At 74.8% G+C, this 12,612-nt stretch carries 11 protein-coding genes; 7 read left to right on the top strand and 4 right to left on the bottom strand.

Annotated elements, in window-relative coordinates:
* Nucleotides 1-5: 5 nt before the first annotated feature.
* Nucleotides 6-1,841, bottom strand: coding sequence for a hypothetical protein (locus OVA32_RS05045; protein ID WP_095354157.1), 1,836 nt, complete (start codon nt 1,839-1,841; stop codon nt 6-8).
* Between the two features lie 159 nt (nt 1,842-2,000).
* On the opposite strand from OVA32_RS05045, the gene OVA32_RS05050 reads away from it, so the two are divergent.
* The 5 genes from OVA32_RS05050 to OVA32_RS05070 all read left to right on the top strand — a co-directional run bounded on the left by OVA32_RS05050 (nt 2,001) and on the right by OVA32_RS05070 (nt 6,558).
* Entirely contained in the window at nt 2,001-2,477 is a 477-nt protein-coding gene (locus OVA32_RS05050) for an NUDIX hydrolase (protein WP_036381048.1), read from the top strand.
* Complete coding sequence (locus OVA32_RS05055; RefSeq protein ID WP_144786650.1) at nt 2,474-3,610, top strand: glycine betaine ABC transporter substrate-binding protein; 1,137 nt, start codon at nt 2,474-2,476, stop codon at nt 3,608-3,610. Before OVA32_RS05050 ends, OVA32_RS05055 begins: the two co-directional genes overlap by 4 nt.
* Nucleotides 3,611-3,693: 83 nt before the next feature.
* Nucleotides 3,694-4,932 carry a pyridoxal phosphate-dependent aminotransferase gene (locus OVA32_RS05060; RefSeq protein WP_159833379.1) on the top strand — a complete coding sequence of 413 codons (1,239 nt, stop codon included), beginning with the start codon at nt 3,694-3,696 and terminating at the stop codon, nt 4,930-4,932.
* The gene (locus tag OVA32_RS05065; RefSeq protein WP_049145656.1) at nt 4,925-5,845 is read left to right on the top strand and encodes a PPK2 family polyphosphate kinase; all 921 of its coding nucleotides are present in this window, start codon (nt 4,925-4,927) and stop codon (nt 5,843-5,845) included. Before OVA32_RS05060 ends, OVA32_RS05065 begins: the two co-directional genes overlap by 8 nt.
* Nucleotides 5,846-5,973: 128 nt before the next feature.
* Nucleotides 5,974-6,558, top strand: coding sequence for a type 1 glutamine amidotransferase domain-containing protein (locus tag OVA32_RS05070; RefSeq protein WP_036383850.1), 585 nt, complete (start codon nt 5,974-5,976; stop codon nt 6,556-6,558).
* Between the two features lie 146 nt (nt 6,559-6,704).
* On the opposite strand, the gene OVA32_RS05075 is transcribed toward OVA32_RS05070, so the two are convergent.
* Together OVA32_RS05075 and xseA are read right to left on the bottom strand one after the other, a co-directional pair.
* Entirely contained in the window at nt 6,705-6,992 is a 288-nt protein-coding gene (locus tag OVA32_RS05075) for an exodeoxyribonuclease VII small subunit (RefSeq protein WP_036316619.1), read from the bottom strand.
* Nucleotides 6,989-8,302, bottom strand: a complete 1,314-nt coding sequence (xseA, locus tag OVA32_RS05080; RefSeq protein WP_210078922.1) for an exodeoxyribonuclease VII large subunit — start codon at nt 8,300-8,302, stop codon at nt 6,989-6,991. Before xseA ends, OVA32_RS05075 begins: the two co-directional genes overlap by 4 nt.
* Nucleotides 8,303-8,490: 188 nt before the next feature.
* Here xseA and OVA32_RS05085 point away from each other — a divergent pair, with 188 nt between their 5' ends.
* Both OVA32_RS05085 and OVA32_RS05090 read left to right on the top strand, forming a co-directional pair.
* Nucleotides 8,491-9,579 carry a hypothetical protein gene (locus OVA32_RS05085; RefSeq protein WP_163721366.1) on the top strand — a complete coding sequence of 363 codons (1,089 nt, stop codon included), beginning with the start codon at nt 8,491-8,493 and terminating at the stop codon, nt 9,577-9,579.
* A gap of 53 nt (nt 9,580-9,632) precedes the next feature.
* Nucleotides 9,633-10,739: a 4-hydroxy-3-methylbut-2-enyl diphosphate reductase gene (locus tag OVA32_RS05090; RefSeq protein WP_210078921.1), complete on the top strand. Its 1,107-nt coding sequence runs from the start codon at nt 9,633-9,635 to the stop codon at nt 10,737-10,739.
* 107 nt (nt 10,740-10,846) lie between these two features.
* Here OVA32_RS05090 and OVA32_RS05095 read toward each other — a convergent pair whose 3' ends face one another.
* Nucleotides 10,847-12,547 carry an SLC13 family permease gene (locus tag OVA32_RS05095; protein WP_210078920.1) on the bottom strand — a complete coding sequence of 567 codons (1,701 nt, stop codon included), beginning with the start codon at nt 12,545-12,547 and terminating at the stop codon, nt 10,847-10,849.
* Between the last annotated feature and the right edge of the window lie 65 nt (nt 12,548-12,612).

A 12,612-nucleotide genomic window follows, 5' to 3' on the forward strand; every position in this document is an offset into this window, starting at 1 on the left:
GGCGGTCAGTCCGCGCCGAGCCCCTCGCGGAGCGCGTCGAGCTCGTCCCGGACGCGCGCGGCGCCGTCGTGGTCCCCGAGGGCGGACAGGCACTGGTGCAGGCCCGTGAGCGCGCCGAGGCGCACGAGCGTGGAGTCGGTGGAGTCGCACACCAGGCGGAAGAGCGTCGCGGCCTGCTCGGGGCTGCCGTCCTCGGCCACCACGTAGGCGGCGAAGAGCTCGGCCTGCGCGGCGCCCTCGCGGTCCCCGGCGGCGGTGAACAGGTCGGCGGCCTGCAGTGCGGTGGCGATCGCCTCCGGCCCCCGCTCGAGCGACCACAGGGCCCGGGCGCGGGTGTCCGTGTAGTCGGCCACCTGCCAGTCGGCGCCGGCGTCCCGCACGAGGACGAGCGCCTCCTCGAGGAGGTCGAGGCCCTCCGCCTGGCCGGACTCGCACAGCAGGTACCCGTGCGCGTGCAGCGCGGCCGGCAGCACCGCCGGGTCCTCGTCCACCGCCTGGCGCGCGGCCGCGACCGCCCGCTCGAACAGGTCGAGGGCGGAGGGCCGGGTGCGTTCGTCGCGCTCGCGGTTCACGAGGGCGCCGGCGGCCAGGAGCGTGCGCGCGGCGTCCTCCCACTGGCCGTGGGCCTCGAACAGGCCGGCCGCCTCCCGCCACAGGGGCAGCGCGTTCTCGGCGCGGTCCTGGTCGTGGTGGGCGTGGCCGAGGTCCACGAGGGCACGGGCCTGCTCGACGTCCCGGCCGTGGGTGGCCTCGCGGCGCACCAGCCGGGCGAGCAGGGGCTCGGCCTCGTCGGCGCGGCCGGCGAGCACGAGCTGGTGCGCCCACCAGTAGCTCAGGCTCGAGGCCTCCGGCGCCTCGGCCTTCTCCGCGTGCACGGAGGCCAGCTCCCACGCGGCCACGGCGACCTCCTCGTACCCGCCGAGGTCGCCGGCCACGCGCCCGGCCAGAGCCGCCGCGGAGGCGGCGCCGCGCCGCAGCCCGACCGAGGCCATCCGCTCCGCCGCCTCGAGCGCCAGGTCGAGGGCCGCCGTCGGACGGTCCAGCTCGTGGGCGGCGATCGCCCGCACCGTGGTGGCGGAGGCGAGGACGGCCCGGGCGGCGGGCAGCGCGGTGACGACGGCGGCCGCCGCGTCCGCCTCGGCGTGCTCGCCCCGCCACAGGTGCAGGCGGGCGAGCAGCAGATGCGCGCTGGACCACGAGCCGGTGGGCAGCAGGGCACCGGTCGCGCGCAGCCCGCCCAGGACGCCGATGACGCGGCGGGCCAGCTCGAGCGCGGCGTCCAGGTCCCCGGTGTGCACGCGGTGCACGGCCAGGGCCAGGGCGGCCTCGGGCAGGACGGTGTCCCCGGGGTCCTCGCCGGGAGCGCCCGGCTCGTCCTCCACGACGCCGGCCAGCACCGCCGCCTCGACCGTGTCCGGGTCGCGCACGAGGGCGGCGCCGAGCTGGGACTCGAGCTCGGCCTGCCGGGGCCGGCCGAGGTGGCGCAGCAGCGCCGCCCGGGCCTCCACCCAGCGGGTCAGGGCGGCCTCGTCCCCGACCTGGCCCGCGGCGACGGCGAGCGCCCGCAGCAGGGCGAGGCGGACGTCGTCCTGGCCGGGCCCGAGCGCGGCGAGACCGGAGTCGGCGAGGCGGGCGGACTCCCGGGGCTCGTCGCGCAGCGCGGCCTCGAGGGAGAGCTCCCACCAGCCTCGGGCGTCCAGGGCGGTCGGGGCGTCGGGCGCCGCGGTGCCGCGGGCCTGCCGGAGCAGGGCGCGCACCCGGTCCAGGGCGGCGTCGACGGCCGGCTCCACGGGGCCGCCGGAGGGGCCGTCCCGGCGGGGCGGGTCCTGCGGGGTGTCCACGGGCGCTGCTCCTTCCGGGGGTGGGACGGGTGGTCCTCCAGCCTAGGGCGCGGGTCGGTGGACCGTGCCGCTGTTCGCGGTGGGCGGTGCTCGTAGACTGGCCGGGCCCGCAGCGTCGCCCGCCGCGGGCCGTCCCACTGCCGCCAGGAGCCCGCAGCCATGAGCACCACCCCCGCCGCCCCGGACGCCGCCGGAGCACACCCCGCCGGCCCGTTCCAGACGCGCGCCGGCGCCTACGCCCTGATCGTGGACGGCGGCCGCGTCCTGCTCAGCTCGTGGCAGGGGCCCGAGTTCCTGCAGTGGACGCTGCCCGGTGGCGGCATCGAGCTCGGCGAGAGCCCGGAGGAGGCGTGCCTGCGCGAGGTCTGGGAGGAGACCGGCCACACCGCCGAGCTCACGGGCCTGCTGGGCGTCACGACCGGGACGATCCCGGTGGAGAAGCGCCTGCGGGGCGAGCCGCTGCCGCTGCTCACCGTGCAGGTCCTCTACACCGCCCGCATCACGGGCGGCGTCCTGCGCCCTGAGGTCGGCGGATCCTCGACGGACGCGCGCTGGTTCGACCTCGCGGAGCTCAGCGGGCTGCGCACCGCCTCCTGGGTCACCGAGGCGCTCGCCCGTGCCGGGGTGGCGGCGTGAGCCGCCCCGCCCACCGCCGCCCCGCGGCCCTCGCCGCCTCGGCCCTCGTGCTGTCGCTGGCCCTGGGGGCGTGTGGGCGGCAGGCGGACGCCCCGCCGACGCCCTCCGCGTCAGGCGCGCCGATCACGGTCGTGCACGGCGGCGAGGGCCTCGAGGCCGCCGTCGCGGCGGTCCTGTCCCGTCACCTGCGCCTGCACGGCCACGCCGTGGCGGACGAGGACGGCGTCGCCGTGGAGCAGCCCGCGTGGTCCGCCGCCGGCGGGGACACGGTCGCCGTCGTGGACACCCTGGCCCTGGCCGTCGCCGCCGACCCCGCAGCGGCGCTGCCGTCCCCGCCGTCGCCGTCGTCGACGCCGACCGGGACGGAGGCCGGCACGTCCACGGACGCTGTGCCCACCCCCTCGGCCACCGCCTCGACCGCCGCCCCGAGCCCCACCGCGCTGCCCGTCGGCGACCCCGCGGCCGACGCCCCGGCGGCCGGGCGCGTCCTGGGGACGCTGCTCGCCGGGCAGACGGCCGCGGCGGGGACACCGCAGGACGAGGCCCCGGCGGTGCTGTCCTCGTCGGCGGGCGTGCTGCGCCTGACCGCGGTCGTCACCCAGACCACCGCGGCCCGGCTCGAGCTCGAGTCGATCACGGACCTCAACGGCTGGTGCGAGTCGCTCACCGCCGTCGCACCCCCGCCCCTGACCGCCGCGGCGGACCCGGACGCGGCCACGGCCCTGCGCGCCCGCCTGGACCGGCTCGCCGGCTGCCGCCCCGAGACCTGGCTGGCCGACACCGAGGACCCGACCGCCGCCGTCGTCGCGGACGAGGCCCAGGTCGCGCTGCTGACCGGCACGGATCCGGAGATCGACGCGAACACGCTCGTCCCGCTCGAGGACGACGGCCGCGTGCTCCCGGAGGGGCGGCTGACCGCCGTCGGCTCCGCCGCGACGCTGGACGACGACGCCGAACGGCGCATCGCCGAGGTGATGTCCGCCCTCGACGGCGACGGCCTGCGCGAGCTCGAACGGCTCACCACGGGCGACGACCCGCTTCCGGTCGCCGAGGCCGCGCAGTACTGGCTGGTGGACCACGGCCTGGAGGACGCGCCCGAGGACTGGTTCGTGCCCCGCGGCTCCTGGTTCTGAGCCCGCACGGGGGAGGGGTGCCGGCCCGCGTCGCACGACCGCGACTGTGATGCACACCGCCCGGGGGGTGCCATGATGGGGGCATGCCGACCCCGCATCCCCGCCAGATCCGCCAGTCCGCCAAGCTGCTGAACGTCCGCTACGACGTGCGCGGCCCCATTCTGGAGGAGGCGCAGCGGATGGAGGCCGCGGGCCACCGGATCATGAGGCTGAACATCGGCAATCCGGCCCCGTTCGGCTTCGAGGCGCCGGACGCCGTCCTGGCGGCGATGCACCAGCACCTACCGCACGCGCAGGGCTACTCGGACTCCAAGGGCATCTACTCGGCGCGCACCGCCGTCTCGCAGTACTACGAGTCCCGGGGCATCCGGGACATCGGCGTGGACGACGTGTTCATCGGCAACGGCGTGTCCGAGATGATCACGATGGTCCTGCAGGCCCTGGTCGACGACGGCGACGAGATCCTCGTCCCCTCGCCCGACTACCCGCTGTGGACCGGCGCCACCACCCTGGCCGGGGGCCGGGCGGTGCACTACCGCTGCGTCGAGGAGGAGGGCTGGGAGCCCGATCTCGAGCACATCGAGTCCCTCATCACGGAGCGCACCAAGGGCATCGTCCTGATCAACCCGAACAACCCCACCGGCGCGGTCTACTCCCGCGCCGTGCTGCAGGGCATCGTGGACGTGGCCCGCCGCCACAACCTCGTCCTCATGGCGGATGAGATCTACGAGAAGATCACCTACGACGGCGCCCGCCACATCAACGCCGCCGGCCTGTCCGACGACGTGCTCACCCTGACGTTCTCCGGCCTGTCCAAGGCGTACCGGGTGGCGGGCTACCGCTCCGGCTGGGTGGCCGTGTCCGGGCCGAAGCACCGGGCCGCCGACTTCCTCGAGGGCCTGACCCTGCTGGCCAACATGCGGATGTGCGCCAACGTGCCGGCGCAGCACGCCATCCAGGTGGCACTGGGCGGCTACCAGTCCATCAACGACCTCGTCCTGCCCGGCGGTCGACTGCTCGAGCAGCGCAACCTCGCCCAGGACCGCCTGAACGCCATCCCCGGCGTGTCCGTGCAGCCGGCTCACGGCGCCCTCTACCTGTTCCCGCGGCTGGACCCGGAGGTCTACGCGATCGACGACGACGAGGCGTTCGTCATCGAGCTGCTGCGGGCGAAGAAGATCCTCGTCTCGCACGGCGGGGCGTTCAACTACCCGCACAGCGACCACTTCCGGCTCGTCACGCTGCCCAGCGTGAAGGACCTGAGCGTGGCCCTGGACCGCCTCGAGGACTTCCTCGAGGACTGGAGGGAGCGCCATGGCTGACACCCCGGCCACCGCGGCGGGCCGGCCCGCCCGCGCCACCGACGACGACGGCGTCTTCGACGCCCCCGCGCGGGAGCTGTTCGCCGCCCGCCGCGGGGACGAGGTCCGGGGCCCGGCCGACGTCGACGCCGCCGCGACGCCCGGCTACGGCGGGGACAAGGCGAAGGGCAAGAAGGACCTGGCCGCGCGCGGCCGGGCGCTCGCCGACCTGCAGGAGCTGCTGTTCGCCCAGTCGGTGCGCGACGCGCCCGTGGGAGAGGTGCCGTCCCTGCTGGTGATCCTGCAGGGCATGGACACCGCCGGCAAGGGCGGGATCATGCGCCACGTGATCGGGGCGATGGACCCGCAGGGCGTCCACCTGCACGCGTTCAAGGTGCCGACCCCGGAGGAGCGCGCCCACGACTTCCTGTGGCGCATCCGACCGCATCTGCCGCGGCCCGGCCTGGTCTCCGTGTTCGACCGCTCGCACTACGAGGACGTGCTCGTGCACCGCGTGCGCGGGCTCTCCCCGCTGGCCGAGGTGGAGGAGCGCTACGGGGCGATCCGCGAGTTCGAGGCGGCCGTGCGCGCCGCGGGGACGCGGATCGTCAAGGTGATGCTGCGGATCTCGCCGGAGGAGCAGGCCGAGCGCCTGCTGGCCCGCCTGGACGACCCCACGAAGCACTGGAAGTTCAGCGAGGGCGACCTCGACGACCGCGCGTACTGGGACCAGTACACGGACGCGTACCGGATCGCGATCGAGCGGACGGACACCGAGGACGCGCCGTGGTTCATCGTGCCGGCGGACCGCAAGTGGTTCGCGCGGCTGGCGGTGCAGCAGCTGATCATCGAGACCCTGCAGGGGATGGGGCTGGACTGGCCGGAGGCCGACTTCGACGTCGCGGCGGCCCGCCGTCGCCTGCTGGCGGGCTGAGCGCCGCCGTCGTCGCGGTGGGCGGGGCAGTGGTGGTCGGACCTTGCCAAGCCCGGGGCCGCGGTGAGTGGATGGAGGAACACCGGGCGCCGCAGAGGCGCGCCGGACCCGATCCGAAAGGTGCACTCATGACTGAGAACGCTGTCCAGAACGCCCCGCTGTCCGGCAAGACCGTCGCGTTCCTCGCGACCGACGGTGTCGAGCAGGTCGAGCTGACCTCCCCGTGGGAGGCCGTGATCGCCGCGGGTGCGACCCCCGTGCTCGTCTCCCCGAAGTCCGGCACCATCACCGCGATGAAGTCCGACTGGGAGCACGGCGAGTCCTTCGAGGTGAACACCACGGTGAAGGACGCCAAGGCCGAGGACTTCCACGGCCTCGTGATGCCGGGCGGCACCCTGAACGCGGACGCCCTGCGCATCGACACGGACGCCCAGGCATTCGTGCGTGCCTTCTTCGAGCAGCACAAGCCGGTGGCGGCCATCTGCCACGCCCCGTGGACCCTGATCGAGGCCGGCGTCGTGGACGGCCGCCGTCTGACCAGCTACGCGTCCCTGGAGTCTGACCTGAAGAACGCGGGCGCCCAGTGGGTGGACGAGGAGGTCGTCGTGGACAGCGGGCTGACCACCTCGCGCACCCCGGACGACCTCGACGCCTTCAACGCCAAGCTCGTGGAGGAGCTGGGCGAGGGCAAGCACGAGGATCAGACCGCCTGACCGACGTCGGGAGCAAGCCGCGTGGGGCGGGGGCCGTTGGCCCCCGCCCCCGCCGTTTCTCGAACGAAAGCGCCGCGGAGGCCGCCGTTTCTCGACCGAAAGCGCCGCGGAGGCCGCCGTTTTCCGAACGAAAGTGGGGGGCGTGGTCAGTCGGCGTCGGGGGCGGCCTCGCCGCGCACCTGGTCGAGGCGGGCGCGGGCGCCGTCGAGCCAGGCCTGGCAGCGGTCGGCCAGCGCCTCCCCGCGCTCCCACAGGGCCAGGGACTCCTCGAGGCCGGCGCCACCGGCCTCCAGCCTCCCCACGGTCTCCACCAGCTCGGCACGCGCCTGCTCGTAGCTCATCCGGGCCACGTCCGAGACGTCCGCGGAGGTGAAGCCCTCCACGCCGCTGGGGCGGCCCGCGTCCTGCGTCTGCTCCATGCCCTGTTCACTCATGCCTGTCGTGTCCTCTCGTGGGATGGGGTCGGGGTGGTCCGATGCGTCGCGACGACGTCCGCGGCGATCCGCCCGGCCGCCACGAGGATGTCGAGTCGGTCGTCCGTGGCGACCTGGCCCGCGTCGCGCACGACCTGCCCGGCGTGTTGGACCACGGCGTAGCCGCGGTCGAGGGTGCGCTGCGGGGACAGGGCGCGGACACGGGCGCGCAGCTGCGTGAGGGCGTCCTCCTCGCGGACGAGCCGGTGGCCGAGGGCGGACCGGCCGCGCTCGCGCCACCGGTCCGTCTCCTCCTGCCGGGTGTCCACCATCACGTGCGGGCGGGCCAGCACGGGTCGGGAGCGCAGGGCCGCGAGCCCCTCGGCCTCGGCGCGCACGCGGCGCTCGACGGCCGCGGCCAGCCGCAGGCGCGCGTCGGCGAGTCCCGCGGCCTCCTGGGCCGCGTCCGGGACGATCCGCTTGGCCGCGTCCGTGGGCGTGGAGGCGCGCAGGTCGGCGACGTCGTCGAGGACCGGGCGGTCCGCCTCGTGGCCGATCGCCGACACGACGGGCGTGCGCGCCGCCGCCACGGCGCGCACCAGTGCCTCGTCCGAGAAGGGGAGCACGACCTCCTCGAGCGCGCCGCCGCCGCGGGCGATGACGATGACGTCCACGGCCGGGTCGGCGTCGAGCTCGGCGAGCGCGGCGGCCACCTGCCGCGGGGCCTCGGCGCCCTGCACGGCGACCTCACGGATCTCGAACTCGGCGGCGGGCCAGCGCAGCAGGGTGTTGCGCAGCACGTCCTTCTTCGCGTCCGAGTCACGGCCGGTGATGAGCCCGATCCGGTGGGGGAGCAGGGGCAGCGGCCGTTTGCGCGCGGGGGAGGTCAGCCCCTCCTCGGCGAGGGCCCGGCGCAGCAGCTCCACGCGGGCCAGCAGATCGCCGAGGCCGACCGGGCGCATCTCCTGCACGTTCATGGACAGCCGCCCGGCCTTGAGCCAGAAGTTCGGCTTCACGCGCGCCACCACGCGGGAGCCCTGCTGGACGGTCCCGTCCAGGGTCATGGCGACGTTCCGCCAGGCGGTGAGCGGCAGGGAGACCTCTTCCTCGAGGTCCCGCATGGTCATGTAGACGTTGCCGCGGTTGTTCTTGAACTCGATCAGCTGGCCCTCGATCCACGTGGCGGGGGCGCGCTCGATGTGGGCCTTGAGGTTCTCGGAGAGCCGGCGCAGGGGCCACGGCCGCTCAGCGGAGGTCTCGCCCGCGCGGGCGGGTGCCGAGACGGGCACGTCCGGCGCCGCCGAGGCGCCCTCGGTCACGGGCTGGTCCATCCGGGTCCCTCCTGTCCGTGCCCGGTCCGCCCGGGCACGGGCCCACCGTACCGCCCTCGCCGGACGCGCAAGACGGCGCCCGGGCGTCCCCCGGACCCGCCGCCGACCCGGTCGGGGCGCTCAGACCGGGGAACCTCCGGCCAGGATCGGTACGCTCGACGGGGTCGGAACGGAACGGAAAGGACCCCATGCGCACCACCCTCAGCCTCCTCGTCGCGGCCCTGGCGGGCCTGCTGGCGGTGCTCGCGACGGCCGGCGCCCTCGTCGACGAGGCGACGCACCGCCCGGAGCTGCTGCGCGGGGTGACGGAGCAGGTCGCCGTGGACCCCGAGGTCCGCGCCGCCGTGCCGGGCGTGATCGACGACGTCGTGCACGACGCCATCCCCGAGCAGGTGCCGGGCCCGCTGGCCCAGACGGCCGAGGACCTGCTGCGCCCGCTGGCCCAGCGCGTGGCGGACGACCCGCAGGTGGTGCAGGGCTGGTCCGACACCGCCGACGAGGCCCGGCGCGCCTGGCTCGCCCAGCTCGAGGACCCGCAGGGCGCGGACGAGCCCGGCTCGGGCGCGGACGTGACCATCCCGTTCGGTCCCGTCGCGCAGTCCGGGATCACCGCCGCCCTGGGCGACATCGAACGTGACCTGCGCGAGGACCGGTTCGACCTGCCCGCGCAGGGGCTGCTGGAGAGGATCGTGGGCGCGGACGTCGGCGACTGGGCCGCGGACACGCTGCTGGCGCCCCTGTACGACCGCGCCGCGGACCTGCGGGACAGCACCGCGCTGCGCATGAACGCGCGCATCGACGCCCTGGCCGGCACGGACCGGGCCACTGTGCACCGCTGGGTGGACGCCTCCGCGCACTGGCGCTGGGCCGCCGCCGCCTCCGTGCTGGCGCTCGTGGGGGCCCTGCTGCTCGCCCCCCGACGGCGGCGGGGCCTCGCCGTGGCCGTGGCGGGTGTGGTCGCCCTGGCCGGCGGGCTGATCGGCGGCGCCCGTCTGGGTCCGGACGCGGTCCACCTCACGGCGCCCGAGGGGGCCTCCCCGGGGGTGGTCGCGTTCGTCCAGCAGATGGAGGAGGCCGCGGGCCCGGCGTTCGCAGCCGCCGTCGCCCCCTACCCCCAGACCCTGACCACCCTGGGCTGGATCGTGCTGGCCGCGGGCCTGCTGCTGGCCCTGGCGGAGCTGTGGGTCGCTCGGCGTGGCCGGGTCCGTGCCGCCCCGGCGGACGGTTCCCCCGTGGTGGGCCGCTCCCACACCGCGGCCGACGTCACGTCGCGCTGAGCCCGCGGCGAAGCCCGGGCCCGGTCTGCGCCCCGGCCGATAGCATGGAGGGCATGTCCGCTCCCTCCGTCTCCGCCCGTCCGTCCGCCGTCGGCCTCGGGATGCCGCAGGTCCCGCGCGTTCGTCGTCCCCGTGAGGAGGTCGAGGCGGCCGCGCCCGTGTCCGGTGAGAAGCGCGTGCTGCTGGCCGCCCCCCGTGGCTACTGCGCCGGCGTGGACCGCGCCGTCGTCGCCGTCGAGAAGGCCCTCGAGCACCACGGCGCCCCCGTGTACGTGCGCAAGGAGATCGTCCACAACCGGCACGTCGTGGACACCCTGACCGAGCGCGGCGTGGTGTTCGTCGACGAGCTGGACGAGGTGCCCGAGGGCGCCCTGACCGTGTTCTCCGCGCACGGCGTGTCCCCGGCCGTCGTCGAGGAGGCCGCCCAGCGCAACCTGCGCACCATCGACGCCACGTGCCCGCTGGTGACCAAGGTGCACCGCGAGGCCGTGCGCTTCGCCAAGCAGGACAAGCGGATCCTGTTGATCGGCCACGACGGTCACGAGGAGGTCGAGGGCACGTTCGGCGAGGCGCCCGAGCACACCACGGTGATCAACGACGTCGCCGAGGCCCGGACCGTCCAGGTGGAGGACCCGGACAACCTGATCTGGCTCTCCCAGACCACGCTCTCCGTGGACGAGACCCTCGAGATCGTCTCCGTGCTGCGCGAGCGGTTCCCGAACCTGCAGGACCCGCCCTCGGACGACATCTGCTACGCCACCTCCAACCGGCAGGCGGCCATCAAGTCGATCTCGCCGGAGTGCGACCTGGTGATCATCGTGGGCTCGGCGAACTCCTCGAACTCGGTGCGCCTCAAGGAGGTCGCCGCGGAGTACGGGGCCTCCCGCGCCGAGCGCGTGGACTTCGCCAACCAGGTGGACGAGTCCTGGTTCGAGGGCGTGGCCACCGTGGGCCTGTCCTCGGGCGCGTCCGTGCCCGAGGTGCTGGTCCAGGAGGTGCTCGCGCTGCTGGCCGAGTACGGCTACGGGCAGGTGGACGAGGTGGTGACCGCCGAGGAGGACATCATCTTCTCCCTGCCCAAGGAGCTGCGCGCCGAACTCAAGCGGGTGGGCGACGAGTCCCGCTCGCTCGGCGGACGTCGCCGCGACACCGAGGCCTGAGCGCGCCCCTCGTCTCCTCGCTGAGGCCCGCAGACTCGCCGTCACGACGCCGGCGAAGCGGCGAGTCTGCGGGCCTCGGCGTGCCGGGCCGACGGGTGGTCAGGGACTCAGAGCCCGAAGACCCAGACGAGCAGGGTCATCGACGCGATGGAGATCAGCACGGCGGCGATGATGTTCAGCCACACGCCGCCCTTCACCATCTGGCCGATGGTCACGTAGCCGGAGCCGTACGCGATGGCGTTCGGCGGGGTGGCCACGGGCAGCATGAACGCGCAGGTCGCGGCGAGGGCGACGGGCGCGGCCAGCATGAGCGGGGCGACGCCGGTGCCCAGGGCCACGCCGGAGGCGACGGGCAGGAACGTGGCCGCGGTGGCCGTGTTCGAGGTCATCTCGGTCAGCAGCAGGATGCCGACGGCGGCGATCACCACGAGCACCCACACGGGGATGTCGCCGAGGCCCTTGACCTGCTCACCGAGCCACGTGGACAGGCCCGACTTGGAGAACTGACCGGACAGGGCCAGGCCGCCGCCGAACAGCAGGAGCACGCCCCACGGCAGCTCCTTCGCGGCCTCCCAGTCGAGCAGGCGCACGCCGCGCCCGGCCCCGCCGCCGGCCGGCAGGAGGAACAGGATGAGTCCGACGACCATGGCGATGGCCGCGTCCGAGAGCAGCGGGGACGTCAGGTCCAGGACGTACTCGGAGATCAGCGGCACGGTGATCCAGGCCAGCGCGGCGAGGATGAAGACGGCGAGGACCTTGGCCTCGGGGGCGCTCATGCGGCCGAGGCGGGCCAGCTCGGTGGCGATCAGGTCGCGGCCGCCGGGGACCACGTCGATCTCCGGGCGGAACAGCACGCGGGTGAGCAGGAACCAGCACGCGAAGAGCAGCACGACGGCGATCGGCACGCCGACCAGCATCCACTGGCCGAAGCCGATCTCCACGCCGTGCTCGGCGGCCATGTGACCCGCGAGCAGGGTGTTGGGCGGGGTGCCGATGATGGTGCCGAGCGAGCCGATGGACGCGGCGTAGGCGATGCCGAGCATGAGCGCGGTGCCGAAGTTCGTCTTCGTGAGGGAGCGGATCTCGGCCTGCGTGGGGGCCTCGCCGGGCGCGGATGCGGGCGCGGTGGGGCGGGCGGCCTGGTCCGCTGCCTCGTCCCCGGTCAGGGCGCCGTCCGTGCCGTAGCGCTGGACGAGCACGAGGATGGACACGCCGATGGGGAGCATCATCACGGCGGTGGCGGTGTTGGACACCCACATGGAGATGAACCCGGTGGCGATCATGAAGCCCAGGACGAGGTTCACGGTCCTGGCGCCCATGAACTTCAGGACGCCGAGCGCGATGCGCCGGTGCAGGTTCCAGCGCTGCATGGCCAGGGCGAGCATGAAGCCGCCCATGAACAGGAAGATGATGTTGTTGCCGTAGCTCGCGCCGACGGCGTCGAAGGTGATGCCGCCGTCGGACTCCTCGGCGGGCACGCCGAGCGGGAAGACGACGAGCGGCAGCAGGGCGGTGGCGGGGATGGGCAGGGCCTCGGTCATCCACCACACGGCCATGAGCACGGCGGTGGCGGCGACGAGGCGGGGCCAGACGCCGAGGTCGCCCGGCATCAGCAGGAACAGGGCGACGGCGAGCAGGGGGCCGGCCACGAGGCCGATGATGCGCTTGACATTCTCGCCGCCGGGCAGCGGCTCGTCACGCATGCCCGGGGAGAGCTCGTGTTCGAACTCCTGGGCGGCCGCTCGGGGGTCGAAGCGGGAGACGTGCTCGTTGACGTTGCTCGGCGGGGGGAGCGGGCGGGACTGCATGGGGCCTCCTCATCAGGTCAGGCCCTCGGCGCGGCCTGGCAATTCTCTGTGAGTTTCACGGTAGC

Source organism: Micrococcus sp. SL257 (assembly GCF_026625585.1).
Lineage (GTDB): Bacteria > Actinomycetota > Actinomycetes > Actinomycetales > Micrococcaceae > Micrococcus > Micrococcus luteus.

Coding starts and splice junctions, on each gene's coding strand:
- OVA32_RS05050 (WP_036381048.1), top strand. CDS start 2,001: ATGAGCACCACCCCCGCCGCCCCGGACGCCGCCGGAGCACACCCCGCC.
- OVA32_RS05060 (WP_159833379.1), top strand. CDS start 3,694: ATGCCGACCCCGCATCCCCGCCAGATCCGCCAGTCCGCCAAGCTGCTG.
- OVA32_RS05065 (WP_049145656.1), top strand. CDS start 4,925: ATGGCTGACACCCCGGCCACCGCGGCGGGCCGGCCCGCCCGCGCCACC.
- OVA32_RS05070 (WP_036383850.1), top strand. CDS start 5,974: ATGACTGAGAACGCTGTCCAGAACGCCCCGCTGTCCGGCAAGACCGTC.
- OVA32_RS05075 (WP_036316619.1), bottom strand. CDS start 6,992: ATGAGTGAACAGGGCATGGAGCAGACGCAGGACGCGGGCCGCCCCAGC.
- xseA (WP_210078922.1), bottom strand. CDS start 8,302: ATGGACCAGCCCGTGACCGAGGGCGCCTCGGCGGCGCCGGACGTGCCC.
- OVA32_RS05085 (WP_163721366.1), top strand. CDS start 8,491: ATGCGCACCACCCTCAGCCTCCTCGTCGCGGCCCTGGCGGGCCTGCTG.
- OVA32_RS05090 (WP_210078921.1), top strand. CDS start 9,633: ATGTCCGCTCCCTCCGTCTCCGCCCGTCCGTCCGCCGTCGGCCTCGGG.
- OVA32_RS05095 (WP_210078920.1), bottom strand. CDS start 12,547: ATGCAGTCCCGCCCGCTCCCCCCGCCGAGCAACGTCAACGAGCACGTC.